Below are 22,928 nucleotides of genomic sequence, written 5' to 3'. Positions count from 1 at the left end.
ATCCTATTTATTTAATTTGTGGCCCATTTTTGGTGCCTATAATGACTTTATCTGCACCGCGATGGGCAAATAAGCCGTTAGTTACTACACCAACAATTTGATTAATTGTTAGCTCTAATTCTTTTGCTTGAGTGATTGATAAATTGTGAACGTCTAAAATGACATTGCCATTATCAGTCACCACTCCATGGCGATAAACAGGGTCGCCGCCAAGCTTTAGTAATTCACGGGCTACATAGCTGCGCGCCATTGGAATCACTTCGACTGGCAGTGGAAACTCACCAAGTGTGTCGACTAGTTTCGTATCATCAACAATACATACAAACTGTTTAGCCACGGCTGCAATTATTTTTTCGCGGGTGAGAGCTGCGCCGCCGCCTTTGATCATTTCGTTTAGGGTGTTGATCTCATCAGCGCCATCTATGTATACATCAAGGCCATCTACATCGTTTAATTCGTATACTTCAATGCCTAGTTCTTTTAACTTTGCAGTTGATGCATCAGAGCTTGAAACCGCACCTTTAATGGTGTCTTTTATTGTGCCAAGGGCGTCAATAAAATGATTTACCGTTGAGCCGGTGCCAACACCTACTATCGTGTTTTCTTTTACAAACTCTAGGGCTGCCCAAGCAGCGGCTTTTTTTAATTCGTCTTGTGTCATAGTTTTATGCTCTATAGGTGGAGTTGCTAAACGTTAGTATACAAATTAATTGCTTACCAATGATAGATTTTCTGTGGTGTGATTATGAACTTTAGTGGTACATCCCACGATTCAATTGGTAAATTTTCCACATGTTGGCATTGATGTGCAAGGCCTATTAGTTGTGGTTTTTGCCAATTTTCTTTTTCGTAGCGCGCCAACGTTTTATCATAAAAGCCACCCCCCATCCCTAAACGGTTGCCGTGGTCATCAAATGCAACTAATGGCATAAGTAGATAATCAAGCTCTGCAAGTGGGCATATCTGACTACAATTTAACTTAGGCTCCAAGATACCATAGCGATTTGGCCTCATGGGTGAATTTTCTTCATAGCGCTGAAAGTATAAAGTAGTGCCGTTAAATGGGTGAATGATAGGGAGGTAGGTGGTGTGGTTTTTAGACCAAAGGTCTTTTATTAACAATGATGTATCTAATTCTGAATCATTACTTAAATATATACCTATATGGGCATTTTGAGTTGTTTTTTGTAGTTTTAAATGTTGAGTAAAATTCACTTTTAGCGCAGAGGCTGCAATTTTTTGTTCATTATTTGACAGTGAATTGCGTTTTCTTCGGGTTTCTTGACGGATTGTGGCTCTTTGTTGGCTCATTTTAAGCGTATATTACCTTTTAACTATCCAAAATATTAAAAAAATCAGGAAACAAAAACGATAAGCCCAATACAATTAATAGCAGGATCACCATCGATATCAGTGAATATAATAAAATATTACTGCGTTTTTTTACCGGGGTTGTTAGTTCGTCATCGATGAGTAAGTCGTCATCTTGCCAATCATCGGTTTCATCTTCTAAAGGTTGTTGTGCTGTAGCAGGTAAACGCTGTTCTAAGTCGTCGAGCTTTTCTTCTATACGAATTAAGCTGCTTGTAATGTAATCAAGGGCATTAAAAATACGTTCGTCACGTAAGCTTGCTGTGTCGTTATTATTTGTTGCCGAGGCTGAATTATTTAGTGGCAGTAACTTGCTTGTGATACCAACACTGGCAAGTAACTTGGCTTGTTTTAATGCTTTTTCTTTTTCACATGGTGCAAATAGAGGTTTGTTGTCAAAAAAGGCAGCGACTTTGCTTGTGGGGGCTTTTAGCTTTGTAGCTAATTGGGTGATCGCTTGTGTTTGCTCTGTATCTGGCGCTAGCCCTGCAAACATGACACGGAAGTTTTCTGCCATTTGTGTTTTCCAAAAACGTGAGATCAATAGTTTGAGTATATACCCAAGCCACCTAAAGATGCGAGTGTCGTTGGAATTAAAAGCGATTTAGCCAAGGTATTATTACACAAGGTAACGCTTTGACCCTAAGCCCTTGTAACATCCTAAATACGCGACTTGGGTAGATCAAAATCATGGGTGAAAAAAAGCCCGCAATAAGCGGGCTGTTGTAAACGTTAATACGATTAGTATTTTGCAGCTTGGCCTTCTTTAGGCAATGCTTTGAGCATAAAGTCACGTAAATCGTTATTTGAACTTTCTAAATCGGCATGACGTAGGTACATCATGTGGCCACTACGGTAGCCTTTAAAGCTTAAACGATCGCGCATTTTACTGCTTGGATCGAGCTGCCACATAGTGTATTTAGCATCAAAGTAGTTTGTTGCGCCATCGAAGTAGCCGGCTTGAACAAGTACATTAAGATATGGGTTTTGTGCCATTGCTAAACGTAGGTTCTCGCCTGTTTTGTTATTACTGCGATCCCACGGGTGAACATTACCAAACAAGTTGTATTTTATGTCTGTTTTATAGTTAAGCTCTTCACGAAGATAATGGTTAATGGCCGGTGTAAATGAATGCAACCACGACGTTAGCTCAGGCCAATAGTCAGGTGATTCGCCAGCGTCACGTTTATCAATTCCTAGGTAACGTGAATCTAAACGCCCCAGTGTTTGCCCGCGTTCACGTAATAGTTCTTTCCAAAAGAAGTTGTTTGGAATATCAAGGTTGTTTTGCTGAACAAATTTTTCAGATACCCCTGCATAAAGCGCCATTTGTTTAATAATCGCGTTCTTTTCTTCATCACCAATAAAACCACCTTTGGCAAGTGCAGGAATTAGTTTGTTGATAGTAAAATTTTCTACCTCAGGCAGTAATTCATCTAGATCTTTAGCTTGTAGTTCCGGGCTTAGTGCTTTGTGATACCAGGCAGTGGCAGCAAAATATGGCAGGCGGTTAGCGGCTTTTACTGGGCCATCGCGTTTAATCCCAATATCAGTAGGGGACACTAAAACAACACCGTTGATGTACATCCATTGACGATTTTGTAGTTCATGAGCAAGGCCAGATACACGCGTAGTGCCGTAGCTTTCACCGATTAAAAATTTTGGTGAGCGCCAGCGTTCATTACGATTTACAAAAGTATTTAGCCATTCTGCTAAGTATTTTATGTCGGCATTTACGCCAAAAAACATACTCTTTTGTGCATCTTTGCTTAATAATTCGCCTTTTTCATTTTCAATTACCCGCGAGTACCCTGTATTTACAGGGTTTACGTAAACTATGTCAGCAACATCAAGCACAGAATATGGGTTGTCTTTAACGCCATAAGGTTGAATTGGGTAACCTTCGTCATCAATTTTTAATACGCGTGGTCCAGTATAGGCTAAGTGCATCCATACAGATGCAGAACCTGGTCCGCCATTGAATGAAATTAGTAATGGGCGCTTAGTGCGATCATCGACCTTATCTCGCTCGTAGTAAGTGTATTGCAAGGTGGCAACCGCATCGCCTTTATCGTCCCACACCGGCTGTGTACCTGTGGTAGCGGTATAAGAAAAACGCTCACCATTAATACGCGCTTTATGTTGAGTTACAACATTACTGTCAACGTCGATTCGGCGTTGATTGTCTGTGGCATAACTACTGGTTGTTACACTTACTGTTAGTGCGGCCAGAGATAAACTAATGATACTGACAAGCTTCATGGGGGATCCTTTAAACGAAAGTTAGCCTATTAAAGATAATTTTTTAGAAAATAACAAAGGTAATGAGACTAGCTACCAGTATTAATCGTTAAGAGGCAGAAGTTTATATTAGCTTTTTTCAAAGAAAGTATGCTTTATGCGTATATTAACCTTAATAGATTTTGATTATTACAAGAGTGGAGTATATTCCATGCTAAATTATTACGTTGTGCTTTGTTGTTTCTTAGGGAAGGGATAAAACAAGCAAAATCCATCTGCAGTATAGAGAAGATTTATGCAAAGAGTTTTAGTGGTTGAAGATAGTAAAGTTGTTCAGCAAGTGTTGCGCCATTTAGTTGCCCACTACCTTAATGTAGCAGTTGATTTTGCTTGGTCACTAGCAGAGGCTAAAGAATATATAAGCAATCAAAACTATACTTTGGCGCTTGTTGACTTAACTCTTCCCGACGCAATGAACGGTGAGGTTGTTAAATACACGTTGGAAAAAAATGTTCCTACAGTTGTTTTAACTTCAAAAATTGATGAATACAAGCGCCAAGAAATGCTCGAGATAGGGGTTGTTGATTATGTTATTAAAGACAACCGTGATTCGTATCATTACGCTGTAAAATTGGTTGCACAATTATTACGTAATCAAGGATGTAAAGCATTAGTTGCTGATGACTCGTTACTAAGTCGTTCATTGATGAAACAAATGCTAGAAAAGCAGTTGTTTGATGTACAAGTGGCCCATGATGGTGAAGAAGCGCTAAAAATTCTAAAAAAAGACGCTGAAATTAAACTACTCATGACTGATTACGCTATGCCTACTATGGATGGTTTTGAATTAGTTAAAGCGGTGCGCAATTTTAGAGGGCGTGATGATTTAGCCATCATAGGGTTATCTGGGGCTGGCAAACATGGCCTATCAGCACGCTTTATAAAGTATGGCGCTAATGACTTTTTAACAAAGCCATTTATGAACGAAGAGTTCCATTGTCGGGTATTGCAAACAATGGAGCAACTTTCGTTAATCGCAGATATTAAAGAAAGTGCATATCGTGATGATTTAACTGGTTTATATAATCGACGTTACTTTTATCAATTTGCAGAGTCGCTTTTAAAGGAAACAGCACGTAAAAATAGCTTAGCATTGCTGGATATTGACTTTTTTAAAGCGATTAATGACAAGTTTGGTCATGAAGCGGGCGATCAGGCATTAAAGCAAGTTGCGTCTTTATTACGCAGCTCTTTCAAAGGTTTTACGGTAGCGCGTGTAGGAGGTGAAGAGTTTGCAATTGTGTTGGCTGACATCAGTTTAGAGCAAGCATACCCGCTACTTGATGCATTTAGATCACGCCTTGCTGCGTATGACTTTGTTATAAATGGTCAGTCATTTACCATTACGGTAAGCATTGGCTTAGCAAACTTTCAAAATGTAACATTAACGAGTGCGATGCGCTTGGCAGATAAGGCGTTATATCAAGCAAAAGCGCAAGACAGAGATTGTGTTGTACAACAAAGCTAGTGTGCTGCACCAGCACTGTAGAAATGTTAATAAAACGCACCTATATGGTGCGTTTTTTATTGCTTAAAATTAACTTTAATTAATAAGCTCTTGTTTAGTAAGAGCTTTAAATAGTGGCACAAAGGTTGGATTATCTAAGGAAACAGGATAACAATAAGCGTCCGAAGGGGGCCACTATGAAAATGATTAGTGCAATAATAAAGCCATTTAAACTGGATGATGTGCGAGAAGCATTGGCTGATTTAGGCATTGAAGGAATGACCGTTGTTGACGTTAAAGGGTTTGGCCGTCAACGAGGGCACACCGAGTTATATCGCGGCGCCGAATATCAAGTCGATTTTATTCCAAAAATAAAGATCGAAATTGCTACTCGTAGCGAAAATTGCCAACGTGTTGTTGAAACCATTACTAAGGTTGCTTCAACAGGAAAAATAGGTGACGGCAAAATTTTCGTTTACGACTTGGATCAAATTGTCCGTATTCGTACGGGTGAATTAGATGAAGAAGCAATTTAAGGGGGCTTTATGGAAAACACGATTATAGAACTCAAATTCTCGTTAGATACATTTTATTTTTTAATCTCAGGTATTTTAGTGATGTGGATGGCTGCAGGTTTTGCCATGCTTGAAGCCGGTTTAGTGCGTTCAAAAAATACCACTGAAATTTTAACTAAAAATGTGGCGTTGTATGCAATCGCATGCACCATGTTTTTACTGGTTGGCTACAACATTATGTATGTAGACAACACTGAAGGTGGCTTAGTCCCTTCGCTTGGCGCATTAATAGGCACGCAAGCTGCTGATGCAGATCATTCTTTGGAGTCAGACTTCTTCTTTCAAGTTGTATTTGTAGCAACTGCGATGTCAATTGTATCGGGGGCTGTTGCTGAGCGTATGAAGTTATGGGCTTTTCTTGCATTTGCAATTGTATTAACCGGTTTTATCTACCCGATTGAGGGCTATTGGACTTGGGGTGGAGGGTTCTTATCTGAAATGGGTTTTGTTGACTTTGCAGGTTCTGCGATTGTGCACGGTACAGGTGCAGCGGCGGCGCTTGCAGGTGTATTAATGCTTGGTGCTCGTAAAGGTAAATACGGTAAAAATGGTGAAATTTATCCAATTCCGGGTTCTAACTTGCCGTTAGCAACATTGGGTACGTTTATTTTATGGATGGGATGGTTTGGTTTTAACGGTGGTTCTCAGTTATTAATTTCAGATGCAGCAAATGCAACTGCCGTAGGCAAAATATTACTAAACACCAATGCCGCTGCGGCCACTGGCGCAATTGCAGCGTTGTTTGTATGTAAAGTGCTATGGGGTAAAGCAGACTTAACAATGGTGCTTAACGGTGCATTGGCAGGACTCGTTGTGATTACGGCAGACCCCTTATCACCTTCGCCGGTAATGGCGTGTTTATTGGGTGTTTTAGGTGGCTCACTCGTGGTATTTAGCATTGTAGCGCTGGATAAAGTTAAAATTGATGATCCCGTTGGTGCAATTTCAGTTCATGGTGTATGCGGGGTACTTGGTATCATGCTAGTGCCTGTTACGAATGCAGAGGCAACCTTTGTTAATCAGTTAATTGGTTTGGTGTGTATTTTAGGGTTTGTATTTATAGCGTCAGTCATTGTATGGACTGTTTTGAAGAAAACCATAGGTATTCGTGTCACAGAAGAAGAAGAGTTAAATGGAATGGATCAGCACGATTGTGGTATTGATGCTTATCCTGAGTTTGTCTCTGTGCGTGGTAACTAATCAGTAATAGCAAATTTAAATAATTGTGTGTTCAAAACAAAGTCCTAACTGCGGTTAGGGCTTTTTTGTGCGACAGACAATAAAGACACGGAAAAATCAGAACATTCGCATAGGAAAAATAACGATTACTGGCTATGCTTAGGTCAAAATTATTACCAAACTATAATAAGGATCCTTATGGATAACAAATTAGTACTGATCATTTTGTCGTTATTTTTACCACCGATAGCTGTATTTTTAAAAGCGGGTGTGGGTAAAGATCTCATCATTAATATCGTTCTATGTTTTATCTTTTTTATACCTGCCGTGATCCATTCACTTTGGTTGTGTACACGCTAAGTTTCAGTGACTGTTAATTTTACAGGTGTTAATATTGTCGTCATTACCTCTGTAAAATTAACTTCTGGAAATAAATAGCAACGTCAATGACTGATAAAAAAGACTCGCGAACAACAAAAACGTCTTCAAAACGCCCTGCAAAAAAAGAGCCAAGCTCGACACCTAAAGCCGCAAAAAAAACGGTGAGTAAAACCACTGCCAATAAAAAAACTGAAGCTAAAAAGAACGCGTCTGAAAATGTTAAAAAGCGCAGTATTGGGCGTAAGCTATGGTCTATTTTCTGGAAGTTAACTTTAGCGGGTATCGTCGCTATGAGTTTATATTTGATTTATCTTGATGCAAAGGTAACGCGCCAATTTGAAGGTAATAAATGGCAACTGCCTGCGCAAGTATACGCCAGAGCAATGACATTTTATCCAGGACAGTTTTTATCTAGTGACGAAGTTATTTGGGAGCTCAAACGCTTAAGTTATTCTTCCGTTAATAAAATAAGCCGTACTGGGCAATATATTAAAGGCCCAGACAGTATCAAAATTTACCGTCGTGAGTTTGATTTTTATGACGGGTTTGAGCAAGCGAGTGAAATTGAGCTGCGTTTCGCGGGGCAAAAACTGGCGACGATTAAAGATAAGTTTGGGCGCCGTGTTAATTCAGCGCGTTTGGAGCCGGTGCAAATAGCACGTATTGGCAATGACTCAAAACAAGATCGCGAATTTGTACCACTTGATAAATTCCCGCCAATGCTAAAAGATACCTTGCTGGTGGTTGAAGACCAAAATTTTTATAAACACCATGGTGTGTCTGTGTGGTCAATTATGCGTGCTTTGTATAGTAATATTAAAGCCGGTCGTACGGTTCAAGGTGGCAGTACGTTAACACAGCAGTTAGCTAAAAATATTTATTTGACCCGTGAGCGCACGCTGGTGCGTAAATTCAACGAAGCACTCATTGCTTTAATTTTAGACTACCGTTATTCAAAAGATCAGATCCTAGAAGCCTATTTAAACGAGGTATACCTTGGTCAATCCTATAACCAAGGTGTTCATGGCATGGGGTTAGCGTCAGACTTTTATTTTTCAAAGCCCGTTGATGAACTTGAGTTTGACCAAATAGCCTTACTGGTGGCAATGGTTAAAGGTCCGTCATATTACAACCCGCGTCGTTATAGTGAACGGACGATGGAACGCCGTGACTTAGTATTGCGTTTAATGGTCGAAAATCAATTAATTGATACCAGAGAGTACCGTGCAGCGCTAAAGCGTCCTATTACTGTGTCACCAATGAAAGACAGCATTACAAAATCATACCCGGGTTATTTGGAGTTAGTTGATCGTGAGTTGAAAAAACTATTACCTGATCAAGAGGTGCTAGATGCCGGTGTGAGGGTGTTTACCTATTTTGATTTGCAAAAACAAGCTGCGATGGAAGAGGCAATAGCAAATAGTTTACCGTACTTAGAGAAGCGCTCAACGACAGAGCAGTTAGAAGCGGCGATGATCTCAGTTAATGTAGAAAAAGGCGGTGTATCGGCTTTAGTTGCGGGACGTGATCCGCGCTTTTTAGGGTTTAACCGTGTACTTGATACTAAACGAAATATTGGTTCATTGGTGAAGCCTGCGGTATATTTAACGGCACTTAGTTCGCCTAATTATAACTTAGCCACCTTGTTAGATGATTCACCTTTGCAGGTGACAAATGAGCAAGGAAAAGTATGGCAGCCTGAGAACTTTGATCGTCAGTTTCGTGGTATGTTGCCGCTTTATAAAGCGTTTAGTCAAAGTATTAATATTCCAGCAGTGAATTTGGGCTTGGATGTTGGTGTTGATAACGTCGCCGATACACTTAATAAACTGGGTGTTAAAGAGCAAATAGATCATTATCCTTCACTATTATTAGGTGCACTTGAAATGTCGAGCTTTGAGGTGGCGCAGCTTTACACCACGCTTGCAGCTGACGGTGAATACCGAGCGCTGACATCGATTTCAGCAATGACTGATTCTGTAGGCAGTGTTTTGTATTCACATAAGGTGAAATCACAGCCAAGGTTTGCAAAAGACGCCATGTACATGACCAAGTATGCGATGAAGCGAGTGACAAAAGATGGTACCGCAAAACGTTTAAATGCCCATTTTCCGTCAATTCAGTTAGCGGGTAAAACAGGCACGAGTAATGACTTGCGTGATAGCTGGTTTGCAGGGTTTGATCAAAATACAGTAACGGTCGCATGGCTTGGTCGTGATGATAATAAAAGTACGGGCTTAACAGGCAGTGTAGGGGCGCTTGAAGCGTATATCCGTTATCTTAAACCGCTTAACCCACAAGCAATTGCCGATACACGTCCTGCTTCGATTCGCTGGGCATTTATTAATGAACTGACAGGAAAACAAGCACCACCGGGATGCGGTAAAGTTATTCAACTACCACTTAGGGTTAGCGAGTTCGAACCAAGGCCAAGTTGCCAGCGTTAAGTCTCTAAGTAAAAAAGCCAACATAAGTTGGCTTTTTTATAGCATACATTAAGATTTAAAAAATCGCATTGCATCGGATAGTAGCTCTGAAAGCTGACTAATTTTTTTCGCATCACATAGGCTAGACTGCGCAGATGTTTGGGTTTGCTCTGCTAAGTGACTAATTTGTTGGGCATCGTTTAACGCTTGGGTTGTTGCTTGGGATTGTAATTGCACACGCTGCGCAATTTGCTCACCTTGTACTTTGATCTCTTGCATGCTTTTTTCTGCATTTTGTAGCACATTATTAGTGTCATTTGCTGACTGCACTGAGTGCACCATCTTCTCTACACTTGAACGCATTTTTTGTTGTGTATCATCTGATGCTTGCTGCAATGAGCTGATAATTTGGTGTATTTCTTGAGTTTGTGCCTGTGTACGTAAAGCAAGTGTTCGTACTTCATCAGCAACAACAGCAAAACCACGGCCTTGCTCTCCAGCGCGCGCTGCTTCAATAGCGGCATTTAGCGCTAATAAGTTGGTTTGATCAGCTATTTCACTAATACCTTTACTTACATTACCAATATTTTGGCTATCCACGGCTAGGCGATCGAGTGCTTGTTGGTTTTCGCTAAACTCCACTTGTAAGTCTTGCATATACTGAGCAAGCTCCATGGTGTTACGCGAGCCTTCTTTAACATGTTGGGCTGCATTTTGCGCAATTAACATTGCTTGATTTGCTGATTCTTCAACAGCATGAGCACTGTCTGACATATCACTTAATGCGTTGTGAATTGTATTTACACGCCCTTGTTGCTCGCTTACATCATGACTTGTTTGATGGCTTGCTTGTTCAAGTGATACCGTAGCGCTGCTTAAATCTACGGTTGTTTTTTTTACTTCTGCTAATAGATTACTAAATGCTTTTAGTAATGCATTGTAACGGGCTGTAATAATGCTCATTTCATCACTGCCGATAGATTCTAATCTAGCACTTAGATCGCCATTAGCAGCTTGTTCTGCTGCGCCAGCAAATCGGGTAATACCATCCACTACAGCAAAATAAAAACCAATTAATAAATAAAATGCACTCAACAAACTTAATATTGAAGCAATTAATACAATGTTTCTGATCCATTGTTGCTGCTGTAACTTGTCAGTAATTAGTTGCTCAAGTGTTGGCACACTTTGCTTTATAAGTTCTTTGATATTGCTGGTGACTGCTTGATGTAATTGAGAAAACTCGGCCTGTGTTATTTCTAAATTATCGGGCTCTAATAGTTTGCTGTCGATGGCGCGCTTAAAGTTAAGGGTACTTTGCTGTAGTTTATTTATCAAAGGAGTTAAAATTTTACTCACTTGTTTGTTGGCCGTTGTGGCTACTAATAAGGTTTTTTCAATGTTTTCTTCATACTGAGGTAAGGATTTAGATAAATTTGACAGCGCTATAAATGTGTCAGGAGTAAAGCCTTGATTAGTTAAAACTGTATTTGCGCTATTGCTTGTTAAATTAACTTGTTCTATTAAAGCTGGGATGGGAGATACCAGTGCGCGGTTCAAGTAAGCACTGGCTAAATGATCATCCACAGCGAGTTGCGATTGGATAGAGACTAATTCAAGCGCATCCTTGTTTTGAGAGTCACTAACTTGATAACCGAAGCTGCGAGCAATAGCAGCATTTTTATTTGTTTGGGAGTTCATTTGGTTTTCGAGTAAAGCACTGTAACTTTGTAAACCTTGACGTTTCATTGTTGAAACATGAATACTATCGGTTAATAACGAGAGTAAGAAGAATAGGCTAACACTTAGGGGAACTAATAAAATACCAAATACTAGACTAATTTTAGTTTTGTATTTTAAATTTGCCATCAAGTTGATAGCAGGGGAAGTTGCGCGTCGTAGTCCTGACATAGTGCTCTCTTGTTATAGGCAAAATAGTGAATGCTGTTTAGTAAGACCTAGCTTACTTGCAATATCATTCATTAATATTAGCCTATAAACAAAAAAAGCCCTTACGGGCTTTTTAATTACACTAAAACTAATACTTATAGTTTAGCAAAAGCGCGCTGTGCAGCGGCAATCGTATCTGTAATCTCTTGCTCTGAATGCTCAGAACATACAAAACCTGCCTCAAATGCTGATGGGGCCAAGTAAACGCCTTCTTCAAGCATTAAGTGGAAGAACTTTTTAAAGCGCTCTAAATCGCATTGTGTAGCTTGCTCGTAAGTGGTTACTTTGTCTTGATCAGTAAAGAAAAAGCCATACATGCCACCGGCATAGTTAGTTGTAAGGGCGATACCTGCAGCTTTTGCTGCTGCTTCAAAACCCTCACAGATTGCTTTACTTTTCGCTTCAAGCTTAGCGTGTAGGCCTTCAACGCTAAGTAGCACTAGCGCTTTCAAACCTGCGGCCATTGCAATAGGGTTACCTGAAAGAGTACCCGCTTGATAGACAGGGCCAACTGGAGCTATGTAATCCATGATCTGCGTTTTACCACCAAACGCGCCCACAGGCATACCGCCGCCAATAACTTTACCTAAACAGGTTAAATCAGGGATGATGTTGTAATAAGCCTGTGCGCCGCCAAGTGCTACGCGAAAGCCGGTCATTACTTCATCAAAAATAAGCACTGATTTATATTCATCACATACTTCACGCAGGCCTTCTAAGAAGCCAGGAACAGGAGGAATACAGTTCATGTTGCCGGCCACTGGCTCTACAATAATACACGCAATTTCATCTGCATATTTTGCAAAAATGGCTTTCACTTCATCAAGGTTATTAAACGACACTGTTAATGTGTGCTTAGCAAAATCTTCAGGAATACCCGGTGAATTAGGCACGCCCATAGTTAATGCACCTGAGCCTGCTTTCACTAGTAGTGAATCAGCATGACCGTGGTAACACCCTTCAAATTTAAGTATTTTGTCACGGCCAGTAAAGCCACGAGCTAAGCGAATTGCGCTCATGGTGGCTTCAGTTCCTGAGCTTACCATGCGAACTTTTTCGATTGATGGAACTAGCTCTTTTACTTTTTCGGCCATTAATATTTCAGCTTCGGTAGGTGCGCCGTAACTTAGGCCATTTTCTACCGCTTCAAGCACTGCTTGCTTAATTGCAGGGTGATTATGGCCCATAATCATCGGACCCCATGAACCTACATAATCAATATAACGATTGCCATCGGCATCGAAAGTAAATGGGCCTTGTGCGCTGGTAATAAATAGCGGTGTGCCGCCAACGCCATTAAAGGCACGTACTGGTGAGTTAACACCACCCGGAATAGATTGTTGTGCGCGGGCAAATAAATCTTGGCTAATTGTCATGAAAAATCCTATTAAGTTGTCACTTTAAAAATTAACTATCGCGTTTGCGGCTAAACCAAGGCACTGCAACTTCGTATTGCTCTACTTTATCGGCAACATCAAGTGTAAGTGCAAACAGAGCCATGCGAATTAATACGCCATTTTGTACTTGACGAAAAATTGCTAAGTTGTCATTTAGGTTTAAATCGTTATCGAGCTCATTAGCTTCCATACGACTATCTCGCGGCAGTGGGTGCATTAAAATAGAGTTGGGTTTGCAATGGGCATTATAAATAGATTGACTAATTCTAAAGCCACCACGGTATTTGTTTGCTTCTTCTTGTGATGGGAAGCGCTCTTCTTGAATACGTGTTTGATAGACAATGTCAGCGGCTAAATTGCCTTCCATTTTATCAACAATTTCTATTTTATGACCCGCATTATCAACAGCATCCAAAATGTAGCTTGGCATTTGTAAGCCGTCAGGTGCGACCATCGAAAACTTAATGTTTTTATAATGACACAGTAGTTTTGATAACGAATGCACCGTACGGCCATATTTTAAATCGCCAACAAGGGCGATGTGCATACCATCAATGTTTTGATCAAAGCGGTGAAGTTCACGTTCAATAGTCAGTAAATCAAGTAGTGCTTGTGTCGGGTGCTCGTTTGGGCCATCGCCGCCGTTTATGACAGGCACTGAGCAACCTGTTGCAAATTCAGCAACTGAGCCTGAATCAGGGTGGCGCATGGCGACTGCATCGGCATAAGCTGAAATAACACGAGCGGTGTCATAGAGCGACTCGCCTTTGGCAAGAGCTGAACTTTGCATACCGGTTGTTTCGCGAACCAAACCGCCTAATAAATTAAAAGCAGTACCAAAACTTACGCGAGTACGCGTACTTGGCTCAAAGAATAAGTTTGCTAATATTGCCCCTTCAAGCACGTTTGTGCGTTTTTGCTTTTTAGCATATGGCTCCATTTTCTTTGCAACTGCAAAGATACGTTCAATACAGTCACGATCAAGCTGATTGACCGAAAGAATATTTTCACCTTGGAAACTTAACATGGGGTTATTCCTATCACATTGAAAAGGGGCGCGATCTAACCATCAAAGATGGGCACGCAATCGCGCGGTACTATAGCAAATTTTTTATAAACTTGGTTTAGTTATGGCTAAAAATACGATGACTAATAGCGCTAACACGGGCAACTCATTAAAAATACGATAAAAGCGATCACTGCGTGTATTACGGTCATGTTTAAAATCAGCGAGTAATTTAAAGCAATACGCATGGTATATATACAGTGCGATGACGAGTACTAATTTGTAATGCAACCACATGCTGTATTTAAACCATTCCCGGCCATATTCAACAATGAGTAGTACACCAAATACGGCTGTTAATATGGCAAAAGGGGTTACAAAATAGAGCAAGCGACGCTCCATCACTTTAAGCATAGAATTACAGGCTCGTTCTTCACTCATGGCGTGATAAACAAAAAGGCGTGGTAAGTAAAATATGCCGGCAAACCAGGCAATCATAAAAAATACATGTAAGGCTTTATAAACCAGTAGCGCGCTCATAGTGTTCTCTTATTTTTTGTTACAGTAAGCTATTACGTATAGTAAGGATATGGCGGATCTGATCCCAGCGCATAATTCCCATAATTTGTTGGTTATCGAGTAAGTTATAAATATACACAGCACCGCTGCGCTTATCTTTTAGTAAGTCAAATACATCAGCAAGTGTTGATTGGCTACTAACGCCTTGTAAGTTAATGTAATTTATTGATATATTTTGTTCTGACATTAAACTTAAATCGTATTCAGCTAAACGGTAGCCATTTTCAGTATCGTAAACAATCAAGGGAGTTTGACTACTCACAGCATCAAGGCTGGTTTTAATTTGTTCTTTATCCGCGGAGTAGAGCAATTTAAAGTTTTCATCCATTTCATCCATCACCCCCACTTTTTGTAATGCCTCAGTGGCAGGGGATACATGATACGACAAACCTTGAAAATCTAATTGCTGCAAGAAAATAGAACGATTACCAAAAATTTGTAATGCAGTGACGTAGGCTGTCGAAATAACCAGCATAGCAGGGACAATAATCTCAGGGCTTGAGGTCAGTTCCATAACGGTTGTTAAAGCGGCAAGCGGGGCATGCAGTGTGGCAGCGAGTAAGCCTGCCATGCCTAATACGCTATAAGTGCCGGCTATATCAGCACCGGGGCTAATAAATTGTGCAAAAAATGCCATGAGAGTGCCCATTAATACACCCAGTCCAATAACTGGGCCTATAATTCCACCGGGGATACCCAATCCAATCGCAAATAAGGTGGCAAGCAACTTAGCAATTAAAATGGTTGTTAACAGTTGTACATCATCAGGAGATTCAATTGCAATAGTAATAGCGCTCATACCAGAGCCCATCGCTTGTGGGACCATATAAGCTATACCGCCTGCAATTACGCCGGCCAATAGTAAACGCGGGAACATACTTAGGGGTTTAAACGTGCGAATTATCATCATCAGGTTTTGGTTAAACGCAAAAGCAACCGCGCCTAAAGCCATCCCAAAAATGATTAAGAATGGGTAATGCCAACCGCTTAAGGGGTTAACAACAATAAGAGCAAGCTCAGAGACATCACCAAATACAAATTGAGTGGCAAGGGCCCCCGTTACGGCGGCAAGCATAATGGGGACGAATATGTGGATTTTATACTCTCTGAGCACCACTTCCATCACAAAAATGACGGCTGCTAGTGGTGTATTAAACGAAGCGGCAATACCCGCAGCCACACCACAACCGCTTAGCGTGCGCATAGCATTGTGAGGTAAGTGCAGTTTATCAGCAAGCAAGCTTGCGCCCGTTGCACCCATATGTACTGAAGGCCCTTCACGCCCAACAGAAAAACCACTAATTAACGCCAGAGCACCACCGACAAATTGATTAACTGTGTTATATAACGGCATTTGTCCGTAGTGACGCTTTATGCGGTGAATAACAAAGGGAATGCCTAAGCGATAATGTTTAAAACCTGTTAGGGCTGCAAATAAGGCAATCAAAAAGGCCGCGCCAATGGGCATTAATACCCGTTCAAGGGTTGGAAGTGTTGTAAAGTCATCAGGTGTTTCAAGAAATAAACCTTGAAAGAATAAAATTGTTAAACGAAATAAGATGATAAAAAACGCAGCAATTAAACCAGCACATACACCTAGTAAGCACAGTTGCACCGATGTTTTTGGCTTAGCCAAGCGACGCCTAAGCGTTTCAAGCCACATGCATTTTTCCTCGCCACCCATTTAGGCGGGCAGTTTATCAAATGTACGGCAGTAAGTCCTTTTGATTTTTGAATTATCTACGGATAACCTCTGATTTTATCAGGCTCATTTCAAGGGCATAAGTACGGGGGGATGGGGTGATTTATTAGTGGCAAATAGACGGCTTAGTGCGCCGTATTATTAATACAGTTTCAATATGCAGAAGGTGAGCTTGCAGGTATATTTATGCCCAAACCACCTCAAAATGCAGAATTCAGCGTTTCACAGGTGTTTAATATCAAGGCGTTATTTGCAGTAATGGCAGTCCCTTTTAAGAAGTTACAACGATGAAAGTAAGCGTCTGTGAAATGCCCAAAGGGTTGGTTTAAAAGCGATTTATACTGCGCTATTGATTTTAACAAGGGGGCAACCATTATTTACAATCAATGCCTTGTCTAAATCGCTTTTAATTCCAACTGACACTTACATCTTGAGGTGACTTGGGCATATACCAGCAAGTTTAATTACACAATAAATTTTTTCAGTAAATCTTGCTGAGCATTTACGTTTTCAGCTAGATTTGTATTGGTTTCAAATTGCTCTTTAGCAAATTCATCCACTTGCACACTAATATCTTTAATATTAATTGTATTTTTATTAATTTCTTCAATAACCGTGCTTTGCTCTTCAATCGCGGCAGCTATTTGAAAGTTCCTATCCATAATGTCTTTAACTGACATAGAAATAGTGTTTAAAGATTGATTGGCAACCTCAGTTTGCTCAACACACTGCGATGCCTTTTGCTTACTTTGCTCCATAGCTTGCTGTACTTTTGATGAAAACAGTTGAATCTGCTCAATCATTGCTTTTATTTCTGTTGTTGAGCTTTGCGTTCTTGAGGCTAAGGTTCTTACTTCATCGGCCACAACCGCAAACCCGCGCCCTTGCTCCCCAGCTCTTGCTGCTTCAATTGCTGCATTTAGTGCAAGCAAATTGGTTTGCTCTGCTACGTTATTTATTACAGAAAGTATTTGCTCAATACTATTACTGTGTTCCGCTAATTGATTACTCAGTTCTTGGGAGTTAGAAATTGAATCCGATAGATTAGTAATATCTGATGTGGTTTTTTCAAACAAGGTTTTACTTGAACTCGTTGAATCATTTACCAAGGTTACTGATGTTGCAGCTTCTTGTGCGCTGGAGGCAATTTCAGATGAGGTGGTACTCATTTCATGCATCGCAGTGGCTAGACTATCAATTAATTGGTATTGTTCGTTCAGGGAGCGGCTTGATTCGGTTGATAATGATTTTGCTGCTGCACTTTGCGCTTCAACACTATTCGCTTTATCAATAACGCCCGTCACTAATATCTGTAATGACGATAAAAAGCGATTAAAACTTTTAGCTACCACGCCACACTCATCTTCTGTAGTTACTGTTAATCGTTGAGTTAGATCTCCGCCACCAGAGGCAATTTCACTGATTGCATGCTCTAGTTCATCTAGCGGTCTTAATAGTATTGTTGCCAATGTTCTGATGACCAACACACAAAAAGCAATACTTAAAATAGCAATGAAAAAGGTACGTGTTGTAAAGACAGTTAGGGATTCATACACTTTATCTTTATCAAGTAGCATGGCTAAAGACCAATCAACGCCAGCGTTATCACTTAAGGGATAAAAGTAGAGTAACTTTGTTTGCCCTTCGTGCTCAATCTCTAAAATTTGCTTACTTTCAGTTGGGGATTTTTGGTAAATATTTTGAGTTTGTTTATTGCTGAGGCTGGTGGTCGGGTGAGTAATAATCTTACCTGTGCCATCGACAACAAATGCTAAACCATTGCCGTTAAAGTTAATGGTATTTACGCTATCAGCAATGGCATTTAAGCTCAAGTCACCACCAATAACACCTTGAAAACCACTAGAAGTGTTAATTGCAGTGACAACTGATAATAATAGTTCGTTTGTAGCAGCATCAACATAAGGTGCGGTAAATGAGATCGCATCGTTGTTTTGCACTAACTTGTACCATGGTCTTTCTTTAAAATCGATACCAGGTGGATTAACCCTCTGTTTATCATTAGAGCGAAGCCCTTTTTCATCGCTTAGCGTACCAAACATTAATGAAAAATCATCTGAAAAGGCTGGGTTTTCTAACCCAGCTTGAAAATTATCTTTAGAGAAGTCTGATTCAATCTGCTTTTTTAAAACATTAACTTGTGCTGATTTACTAACCAGCCAATTGCTAATGCTTTGTGATAACAGTGATGCATTATCCTGCACATACGCGTCGGTGGACTTTTTTAGCGTTTGTTGTACAAGTAAGTATGTTGTTGTTGCAAGTAGTGAAATAACGATAAATACCACTATGCCTGAAGCGATGGAGAATTTAGTTCTGATTTTCATAATATTTCACTTTTTGACTGAATAAGAACGAGTGTTTTTTGTTATGTATATATAAACATAGTCTACACTTAGGAAAAGTTTAAATGGTAAGGCGCATTCATGCAAATAAAGCTCATCTGCTTTTTGTTAACTACATCTTGCTCGTTTTCAGTATACGCTCAAGATGAACAACAAGAACTAAAAAATTTAAAATTACAGCTAAATAAAATCAGCGCGCAATTAGCCGCTTTAGAGTCATTAACACTACAGTTTGAGAGTATCAGTAAAAGAATTGAGGTGCTTGAAAATAAAAAACAGGGTTCTTCTGTTGCGTCAAATGTCGCAATAATCCCCCCAATTACTGATTTGCAATTACCTGTATCATCACCTGAGGCTATTAAAAAAGATGTTAAAATTTACGCAACAATAAGACCAACACTCGGATATATTGATGAAGACAACGAATCTCAATGGGATGTAAGAGACGCACTTTCTCATGTTGGTATTAAATCAACGGTAGAATTTAACGACCAATGGCAAGGGATTCTCCATGGTGAGTGGGGCGTTGATTTATCAAATAATGGTGATTTTGGTAAAGCTAGGCAAGTCTATGTTGCTTTGGATAGCCCTTATGGGAAGGTCGGTATAGGCAAACAGCGCCCAGCTCAGTACCTGTTTATTGCTGAGTACGTCGATATTTTTAACCACGGTAATAGCCCTTTTGCATATGATCCTGAAAGTCTCTTTTTTGTAAATAACCTGCTTACTTATCAGATAACGCAAGGTGATTTTACGTGGATGCTGGTTAGCCAATTTAATGGCGCACAAGGCGATAATAAAAGTGACCTTATCAATGGTGGGGTAAGTTATGATAAAAATAATTTACATGTTGCTTTGACGTATACAAATAAAGGTATCTATGAAAATGAACAAGCGTTGGGAGATAATAATATTGTTGCTGGATCAGTAGCTTACTCTTTTGATAGTGGTTTGTATTTTGCGCTGGGATATCAAGCAAAAGAATACAATAGAGACTTAAGCCTGGATAGAGACGGGCATACACTTGATGTATCAATGGCTTATCCGCTTAGCAAAAATTATAAAGTAAAAATGGGTTATTTTGATTTTGATGATGGACACCAAGCCGATCAAACGCAAAACTATAATGGCGCAAATTTAACGCTTGAATGGTTGCCTGCAGAAAACTTACGTTTACATGTTGAATACCTTTACCGAGACTTTGATTATTTAGCTGACTTTAGTTCATTATCAGTAGGGTTTCGCTATGATTACTCACAAAAGTGGAGTTACTAATAGTAAAAACATGCATATTTTAAAAAAGCGTTTAATACTGATTACGGGCTTACTCATGCTGATGTGTGCATTTACAAGTCATAGCAACGTAGATGTTACTATTTTAGCTGACGATGATTATCCGCCGTATAGCTATTTAGAAAATGGTGAAGTAAAAGGGATTTATATTGATTTATTGAGACGTGCTAGTACTCAATTAAAGCTAGATTATCACGTTAAAATAATTCCAACACCATGGAAAAGAGCATTACTTACCGTTAAAAAAGGCGATGTTATTGGCGTGGTTCCTCCGTATTTACATTATGATTCAAGGCCTTTTATTTCGTCATATTCGGTGGCGTTAGGGACCGAATTTGTGGTGACTTATTGTCGTGAAAATGTTGATTTAAAAGCTGCATTAAATTTAGATTTACCGGTTAATAAACCTGTTCATTTAGGAATGAATGCTGGTTATTTACTGCTGGATGAACGTTATAAACAAGCAATTGCACGAGGGCGAATCCAGTTATGGGAAAATAAAAGCACCGCAGCGAATGTAATCAAATTACTTACCAATAAAATAGATTGTTACGTCAACGATAGAAAAGCCACACAATATGAACTAAACAGCATAAATAAAACTTACCCGCAATATAATACGGTTACAGTTATAGAAAAAGATGAGCTTAGTCATAGAACCGCGCACATAGGATTTAGCCGTGAGTTTAGCTATCCATATAAAGACGATTTTATAAAAAGAATGAATAGAGCGTTGCTTGATGTGATGAATGAAACAGGGAAAGTTAAAGAGTGAGTGTTTTGATAGTTATGCGGTTTTTGTACATTGATTAGATTAAATGCATCGTTTATTATTTCGGGACTAGTTTTATAAAAAATAACAAAGCCTACATTTTGTTACAAACGCAGCATCTTGATACGTTTTTTTGATTATCAAAGAATATAATGAATGGGTGATTAATCAATAAGGAAGTCGGCGCGTAATGTGTTTATCTGTCAAACATCTCCTATCTGCAGTTGTTTTATCTTTTTTGTGTTCATCTTTTAGTTATGCCGCAGATTTAACCAGAGAAATAAGTCTAAATATTGATCAAGGTAGTGCCCCTGAGAACTTCTTTGAAGTTGGTTTAAGCTTGAGCACGTTTAATCGTTCAACGATTAATCCTCATGACGACGATCTCGACCTCGGTACCACACTCATTGGCAGTTATAATTGGCACAACTTCTTTATCGACTTTGCTAACCAAGCACCTGACTCACTTGTCTTTGGCTACACAGCTTACGCTGAAAATAATTGGTCATTTGATATTGTTTTTACCGGGCCGGGAACAGGTTTAAGAAAAAAAGAGAATCAAGTTAATTTTGAAGGTATTGACGATCGAGATGTCAACACCATGCTCGGTGGTAGAGTAACGGGTTATATTGGTGAGAATGTTGTGCAATTCACTCTTAAGCAGGGTTTAACGAGTGAAAATAGCGGTACTATTGCCTCGGCTCTTATTGGGCGTAATTGGCAAGTGAGGAACTTGAATTTTCATGGCTTATTTGGATTGTCGTTTAGAGACGCTAAGCTCAATGATTATTATTATGGTGTGTCAGAAGATGAAGCCGCCCGAACTAACTTCAAACCATTTACAGGTAAATCAACACTTAATTTTGATTCGTCACTAGGAGTAACCTATCCACTTTCAGAAAGTTGGTTATTCCGCTCTGAAATATTTGTAGGGTCAGAGTTTGGGTACAACGAAAGCCCATTATTTAATAAGCAAAAAGACATTTATACTGGCATCAGTTCAAGCATTAGTTATGTATTTTAAGTGAGTAAATCATGATACTAACTAATCAAAAAAATCCACAGAGTAAAGTGTTTATATACTTAAGCTTATTGTTACTATGTCAACTGATTACGAATAACGCGTATGCTGCTAACCATACGTTACCTAATGAAAACAAATTGCTTGTGACGCCTAAGCGTTGTGTTGCACTGCGAAAAGGGCAGACGTGTTACCAGCAGGTCACGTTTAAATGGCATCAAGTAGAACTTGGGGATTATTGCTTAGTAGAGTTATCGACATTGCATAAATTAAAGTGCTGGACGAAAATAAATAATGGTGAATTTAGTTTTGATTTTCAATCAGATAAAACACGTCATTACGCCCTGCGAAAAAGCAAGCAAGACAGCAATCTCGCTACCGCGATTATCACTGTGTCATGGGTATTCGAATCCTCTAAACGGCCCAAATCAAGTTGGAAGTTATTTTGATTGAAGAAATACCCCGCCAGCACATCATGCTAGTTGAAGATGATATGTCATTGGCTGAATGGTTTAGTGATTATTTAACAGAGCATGGTTACTTAGTAACTTTGGTTAATCGAGGGGATGTAGCGGTTGAATTGATTAAGGCCGATATGCCAGAGCTTGTTGTGCTAGATATTATGTTGCCTGTAAAAGATGGTTTTGATGTGTGCAAAGAGGCTCGTAACTTTTATCAAGGACCCATTTTAATGATGACAGCCCGTGATGATGAAATGGACGAAATATTAGGGCTCGAATTAGGCGCTGATGATTATGTAACCAAACCGGTGAAACCGCGGGTATTATTATCTCGAATTAAAGCTTTACTACGGCGCGTAAAAACCAATGCTAACACAGCAAATGTAAGCGAAAACCAAATACAGCTTGGCCAGCTTAGTATTAATGCTAACTCTCGGGCAACTAAACTACACGGACAGTCTGTCGCTATTTCATCTAACGAATTTGATTTACTTTGGTATTTAGCGCAATCAGCGGGGCAAGTGGTTAATCGCACGGAATTGTTTCACCAGTTAAATGGTATTGACTATGATGGATTTGACCGCCGTGTTGATATTGTTATATCTAGATTACGTAAAAAGCTTGGTGATGACGCCAATAATCCATACAGGATCAAAACCGTGTGGGGTAAAGGTTATTTGCTTGTAGCCGACGCTTGGTCTTAA

At 39.7% G+C, this 22,928-nt stretch carries 20 protein-coding genes; 10 read left to right on the top strand and 10 right to left on the bottom strand.

Annotation, left to right across the window (positions count from 1 at the left end; translation table 11 throughout):
• Positions 1–7: 7 nt before the first annotated feature.
• The 4 genes from rpiA to HJP15_RS03320 all read right to left on the bottom strand — a co-directional run bounded on the left by rpiA (position 8) and on the right by HJP15_RS03320 (position 3,633).
• The gene (rpiA, locus tag HJP15_RS03335; RefSeq protein ID WP_054204198.1) at positions 8–661 is read right to left on the bottom strand and encodes a ribose-5-phosphate isomerase RpiA; all 654 of its coding nucleotides are present in this window, start codon (positions 659–661) and stop codon (positions 8–10) included.
• Between the two features lie 53 nt (positions 662–714).
• The gene (locus HJP15_RS03330; protein WP_054204197.1) at positions 715–1,311 is read right to left on the bottom strand and encodes a 5-formyltetrahydrofolate cyclo-ligase; all 597 of its coding nucleotides are present in this window, start codon (positions 1,309–1,311) and stop codon (positions 715–717) included.
• Positions 1,312–1,330: 19 nt separating this feature from the next.
• On the bottom strand, positions 1,331–1,888 hold the full coding sequence (locus HJP15_RS03325) for a hypothetical protein (protein ID WP_054204196.1): 558 nt from the start codon (positions 1,886–1,888) through the stop codon (positions 1,331–1,333).
• 224 nt (positions 1,889–2,112) lie between these two features.
• Positions 2,113–3,633: a S10 family peptidase gene (locus HJP15_RS03320; RefSeq protein WP_054204195.1), complete on the bottom strand. Its 1,521-nt coding sequence runs from the start codon at positions 3,631–3,633 to the stop codon at positions 2,113–2,115.
• Positions 3,634–3,907: 274 nt separating this feature from the next.
• On the opposite strand from HJP15_RS03320, the gene HJP15_RS03315 reads away from it, so the two are divergent.
• From HJP15_RS03315 to mrcB, 5 genes are all read left to right on the top strand, one after another.
• The gene (locus HJP15_RS03315) at positions 3,908–5,140 is read left to right on the top strand and encodes a GGDEF domain-containing response regulator (RefSeq protein WP_054204194.1); all 1,233 of its coding nucleotides are present in this window, start codon (positions 3,908–3,910) and stop codon (positions 5,138–5,140) included.
• A gap of 176 nt (positions 5,141–5,316) precedes the next feature.
• On the top strand, positions 5,317–5,655 hold the full coding sequence (locus HJP15_RS03310) for a P-II family nitrogen regulator (RefSeq protein ID WP_054204193.1): 339 nt from the start codon (positions 5,317–5,319) through the stop codon (positions 5,653–5,655).
• Positions 5,656–5,664: 9 nt separating this feature from the next.
• Positions 5,665–6,894, top strand: coding sequence for an ammonium transporter AmtB (locus HJP15_RS03305; protein ID WP_054204192.1), 1,230 nt, complete (start codon positions 5,665–5,667; stop codon positions 6,892–6,894).
• A 177-nt stretch (positions 6,895–7,071) separates the two neighbouring features.
• Positions 7,072–7,233 carry a YqaE/Pmp3 family membrane protein gene (locus tag HJP15_RS03300; RefSeq protein ID WP_082355624.1) on the top strand — a complete coding sequence of 54 codons (162 nt, stop codon included), beginning with the start codon at positions 7,072–7,074 and terminating at the stop codon, positions 7,231–7,233.
• An 86-nt stretch (positions 7,234–7,319) separates the two neighbouring features.
• Entirely contained in the window at positions 7,320–9,701 is a 2,382-nt protein-coding gene (gene mrcB, locus HJP15_RS03295; protein ID WP_054204191.1) for a penicillin-binding protein 1B, read from the top strand.
• Positions 9,702–9,749: 48 nt separating this feature from the next.
• On the opposite strand, the gene HJP15_RS03290 is transcribed toward mrcB, so the two are convergent.
• From HJP15_RS03290 to HJP15_RS03265, 6 genes are all read right to left on the bottom strand, one after another.
• Positions 9,750–11,591, bottom strand: a complete 1,842-nt coding sequence (locus HJP15_RS03290) for a methyl-accepting chemotaxis protein (protein WP_054204190.1) — start codon at positions 11,589–11,591, stop codon at positions 9,750–9,752.
• Between the two features lie 134 nt (positions 11,592–11,725).
• Positions 11,726–13,006: a glutamate-1-semialdehyde 2,1-aminomutase gene (gene hemL / locus HJP15_RS03285; protein ID WP_170173075.1), complete on the bottom strand. Its 1,281-nt coding sequence runs from the start codon at positions 13,004–13,006 to the stop codon at positions 11,726–11,728.
• Between the two features lie 31 nt (positions 13,007–13,037).
• Positions 13,038–14,054 carry an aspartate carbamoyltransferase gene (locus HJP15_RS03280; RefSeq protein ID WP_054205533.1) on the bottom strand — a complete coding sequence of 339 codons (1,017 nt, stop codon included), beginning with the start codon at positions 14,052–14,054 and terminating at the stop codon, positions 13,038–13,040.
• A gap of 84 nt (positions 14,055–14,138) precedes the next feature.
• On the bottom strand, positions 14,139–14,573 hold the full coding sequence (locus HJP15_RS03275) for a CopD family protein (protein WP_054205534.1): 435 nt from the start codon (positions 14,571–14,573) through the stop codon (positions 14,139–14,141).
• A 19-nt stretch (positions 14,574–14,592) separates the two neighbouring features.
• Positions 14,593–16,275 carry a chloride channel protein gene (locus HJP15_RS03270; RefSeq protein WP_054453667.1) on the bottom strand — a complete coding sequence of 561 codons (1,683 nt, stop codon included), beginning with the start codon at positions 16,273–16,275 and terminating at the stop codon, positions 14,593–14,595.
• Between the two features lie 503 nt (positions 16,276–16,778).
• Positions 16,779–18,659, bottom strand: a complete 1,881-nt coding sequence (locus HJP15_RS03265) for a methyl-accepting chemotaxis protein (RefSeq protein ID WP_054205536.1) — start codon at positions 18,657–18,659, stop codon at positions 16,779–16,781.
• A 99-nt stretch (positions 18,660–18,758) separates the two neighbouring features.
• On the opposite strand from HJP15_RS03265, the gene HJP15_RS03260 reads away from it, so the two are divergent.
• The 5 genes from HJP15_RS03260 to HJP15_RS03240 all read left to right on the top strand — a co-directional run bounded on the left by HJP15_RS03260 (position 18,759) and on the right by HJP15_RS03240 (position 22,928).
• Positions 18,759–19,952, top strand: a complete 1,194-nt coding sequence (locus HJP15_RS03260) for a porin (RefSeq protein ID WP_054205537.1) — start codon at positions 18,759–18,761, stop codon at positions 19,950–19,952.
• Positions 19,924–20,745 (top strand): substrate-binding periplasmic protein, encoded by an 822-nt coding sequence (locus HJP15_RS03255; protein WP_054205538.1) that lies wholly within the window; start codon positions 19,924–19,926, stop codon positions 20,743–20,745. Before HJP15_RS03260 ends, HJP15_RS03255 begins: the two co-directional genes overlap by 29 nt.
• 187 nt (positions 20,746–20,932) lie before the next feature.
• On the top strand, positions 20,933–21,766 hold the full coding sequence (locus tag HJP15_RS03250) for a MipA/OmpV family protein (protein ID WP_170173074.1): 834 nt from the start codon (positions 20,933–20,935) through the stop codon (positions 21,764–21,766).
• An 11-nt stretch (positions 21,767–21,777) separates the two neighbouring features.
• Positions 21,778–22,212 carry a DUF3019 domain-containing protein gene (locus HJP15_RS03245; RefSeq protein ID WP_082355625.1) on the top strand — a complete coding sequence of 145 codons (435 nt, stop codon included), beginning with the start codon at positions 21,778–21,780 and terminating at the stop codon, positions 22,210–22,212.
• Positions 22,209–22,928 (top strand): winged helix-turn-helix domain-containing protein, encoded by a 720-nt coding sequence (locus HJP15_RS03240; protein ID WP_054205540.1) that lies wholly within the window; start codon positions 22,209–22,211, stop codon positions 22,926–22,928. Before HJP15_RS03245 ends, HJP15_RS03240 begins: the two co-directional genes overlap by 4 nt.

It is taken from the genome of Pseudoalteromonas sp. NEC-BIFX-2020_002, from assembly GCF_013002825.1.
Lineage (GTDB): Bacteria > Pseudomonadota > Gammaproteobacteria > Enterobacterales > Alteromonadaceae > Pseudoalteromonas > Pseudoalteromonas neustonica.
This window is presented reverse-complemented; position numbering and strand designations above follow the sequence as displayed.

Coding starts and splice junctions, on each gene's coding strand:
- HJP15_RS03245 (WP_082355625.1), top strand. CDS start 21,778: ATGATACTAACTAATCAAAAAAATCCACAGAGTAAAGTGTTTATATAC.
- HJP15_RS03325 (WP_054204196.1), bottom strand. CDS start 1,888: ATGGCAGAAAACTTCCGTGTCATGTTTGCAGGGCTAGCGCCAGATACA.
- HJP15_RS03310 (WP_054204193.1), top strand. CDS start 5,317: ATGAAAATGATTAGTGCAATAATAAAGCCATTTAAACTGGATGATGTG.
- HJP15_RS03250 (WP_170173074.1), top strand. CDS start 20,933: ATGTGTTTATCTGTCAAACATCTCCTATCTGCAGTTGTTTTATCTTTT.
- hemL (WP_170173075.1), bottom strand. CDS start 13,006: ATGACAATTAGCCAAGATTTATTTGCCCGCGCACAACAATCTATTCCG.
- HJP15_RS03320 (WP_054204195.1), bottom strand. CDS start 3,633: ATGAAGCTTGTCAGTATCATTAGTTTATCTCTGGCCGCACTAACAGTA.
- rpiA (WP_054204198.1), bottom strand. CDS start 661: ATGACACAAGACGAATTAAAAAAAGCCGCTGCTTGGGCAGCCCTAGAG.
- HJP15_RS03305 (WP_054204192.1), top strand. CDS start 5,665: ATGGAAAACACGATTATAGAACTCAAATTCTCGTTAGATACATTTTAT.
- mrcB (WP_054204191.1), top strand. CDS start 7,320: ATGACTGATAAAAAAGACTCGCGAACAACAAAAACGTCTTCAAAACGC.
- HJP15_RS03265 (WP_054205536.1), bottom strand. CDS start 18,659: ATGAAAATCAGAACTAAATTCTCCATCGCTTCAGGCATAGTGGTATTT.
- HJP15_RS03280 (WP_054205533.1), bottom strand. CDS start 14,054: ATGTTAAGTTTCCAAGGTGAAAATATTCTTTCGGTCAATCAGCTTGAT.
- HJP15_RS03330 (WP_054204197.1), bottom strand. CDS start 1,311: ATGAGCCAACAAAGAGCCACAATCCGTCAAGAAACCCGAAGAAAACGC.
- HJP15_RS03255 (WP_054205538.1), top strand. CDS start 19,924: ATGATTACTCACAAAAGTGGAGTTACTAATAGTAAAAACATGCATATT.
- HJP15_RS03315 (WP_054204194.1), top strand. CDS start 3,908: ATGCAAAGAGTTTTAGTGGTTGAAGATAGTAAAGTTGTTCAGCAAGTG.
- HJP15_RS03260 (WP_054205537.1), top strand. CDS start 18,759: ATGCAAATAAAGCTCATCTGCTTTTTGTTAACTACATCTTGCTCGTTT.
- HJP15_RS03290 (WP_054204190.1), bottom strand. CDS start 11,591: ATGTCAGGACTACGACGCGCAACTTCCCCTGCTATCAACTTGATGGCA.
- HJP15_RS03270 (WP_054453667.1), bottom strand. CDS start 16,275: ATGTGGCTTGAAACGCTTAGGCGTCGCTTGGCTAAGCCAAAAACATCG.
- HJP15_RS03300 (WP_082355624.1), top strand. CDS start 7,072: ATGGATAACAAATTAGTACTGATCATTTTGTCGTTATTTTTACCACCG.
- HJP15_RS03275 (WP_054205534.1), bottom strand. CDS start 14,573: ATGAGCGCGCTACTGGTTTATAAAGCCTTACATGTATTTTTTATGATT.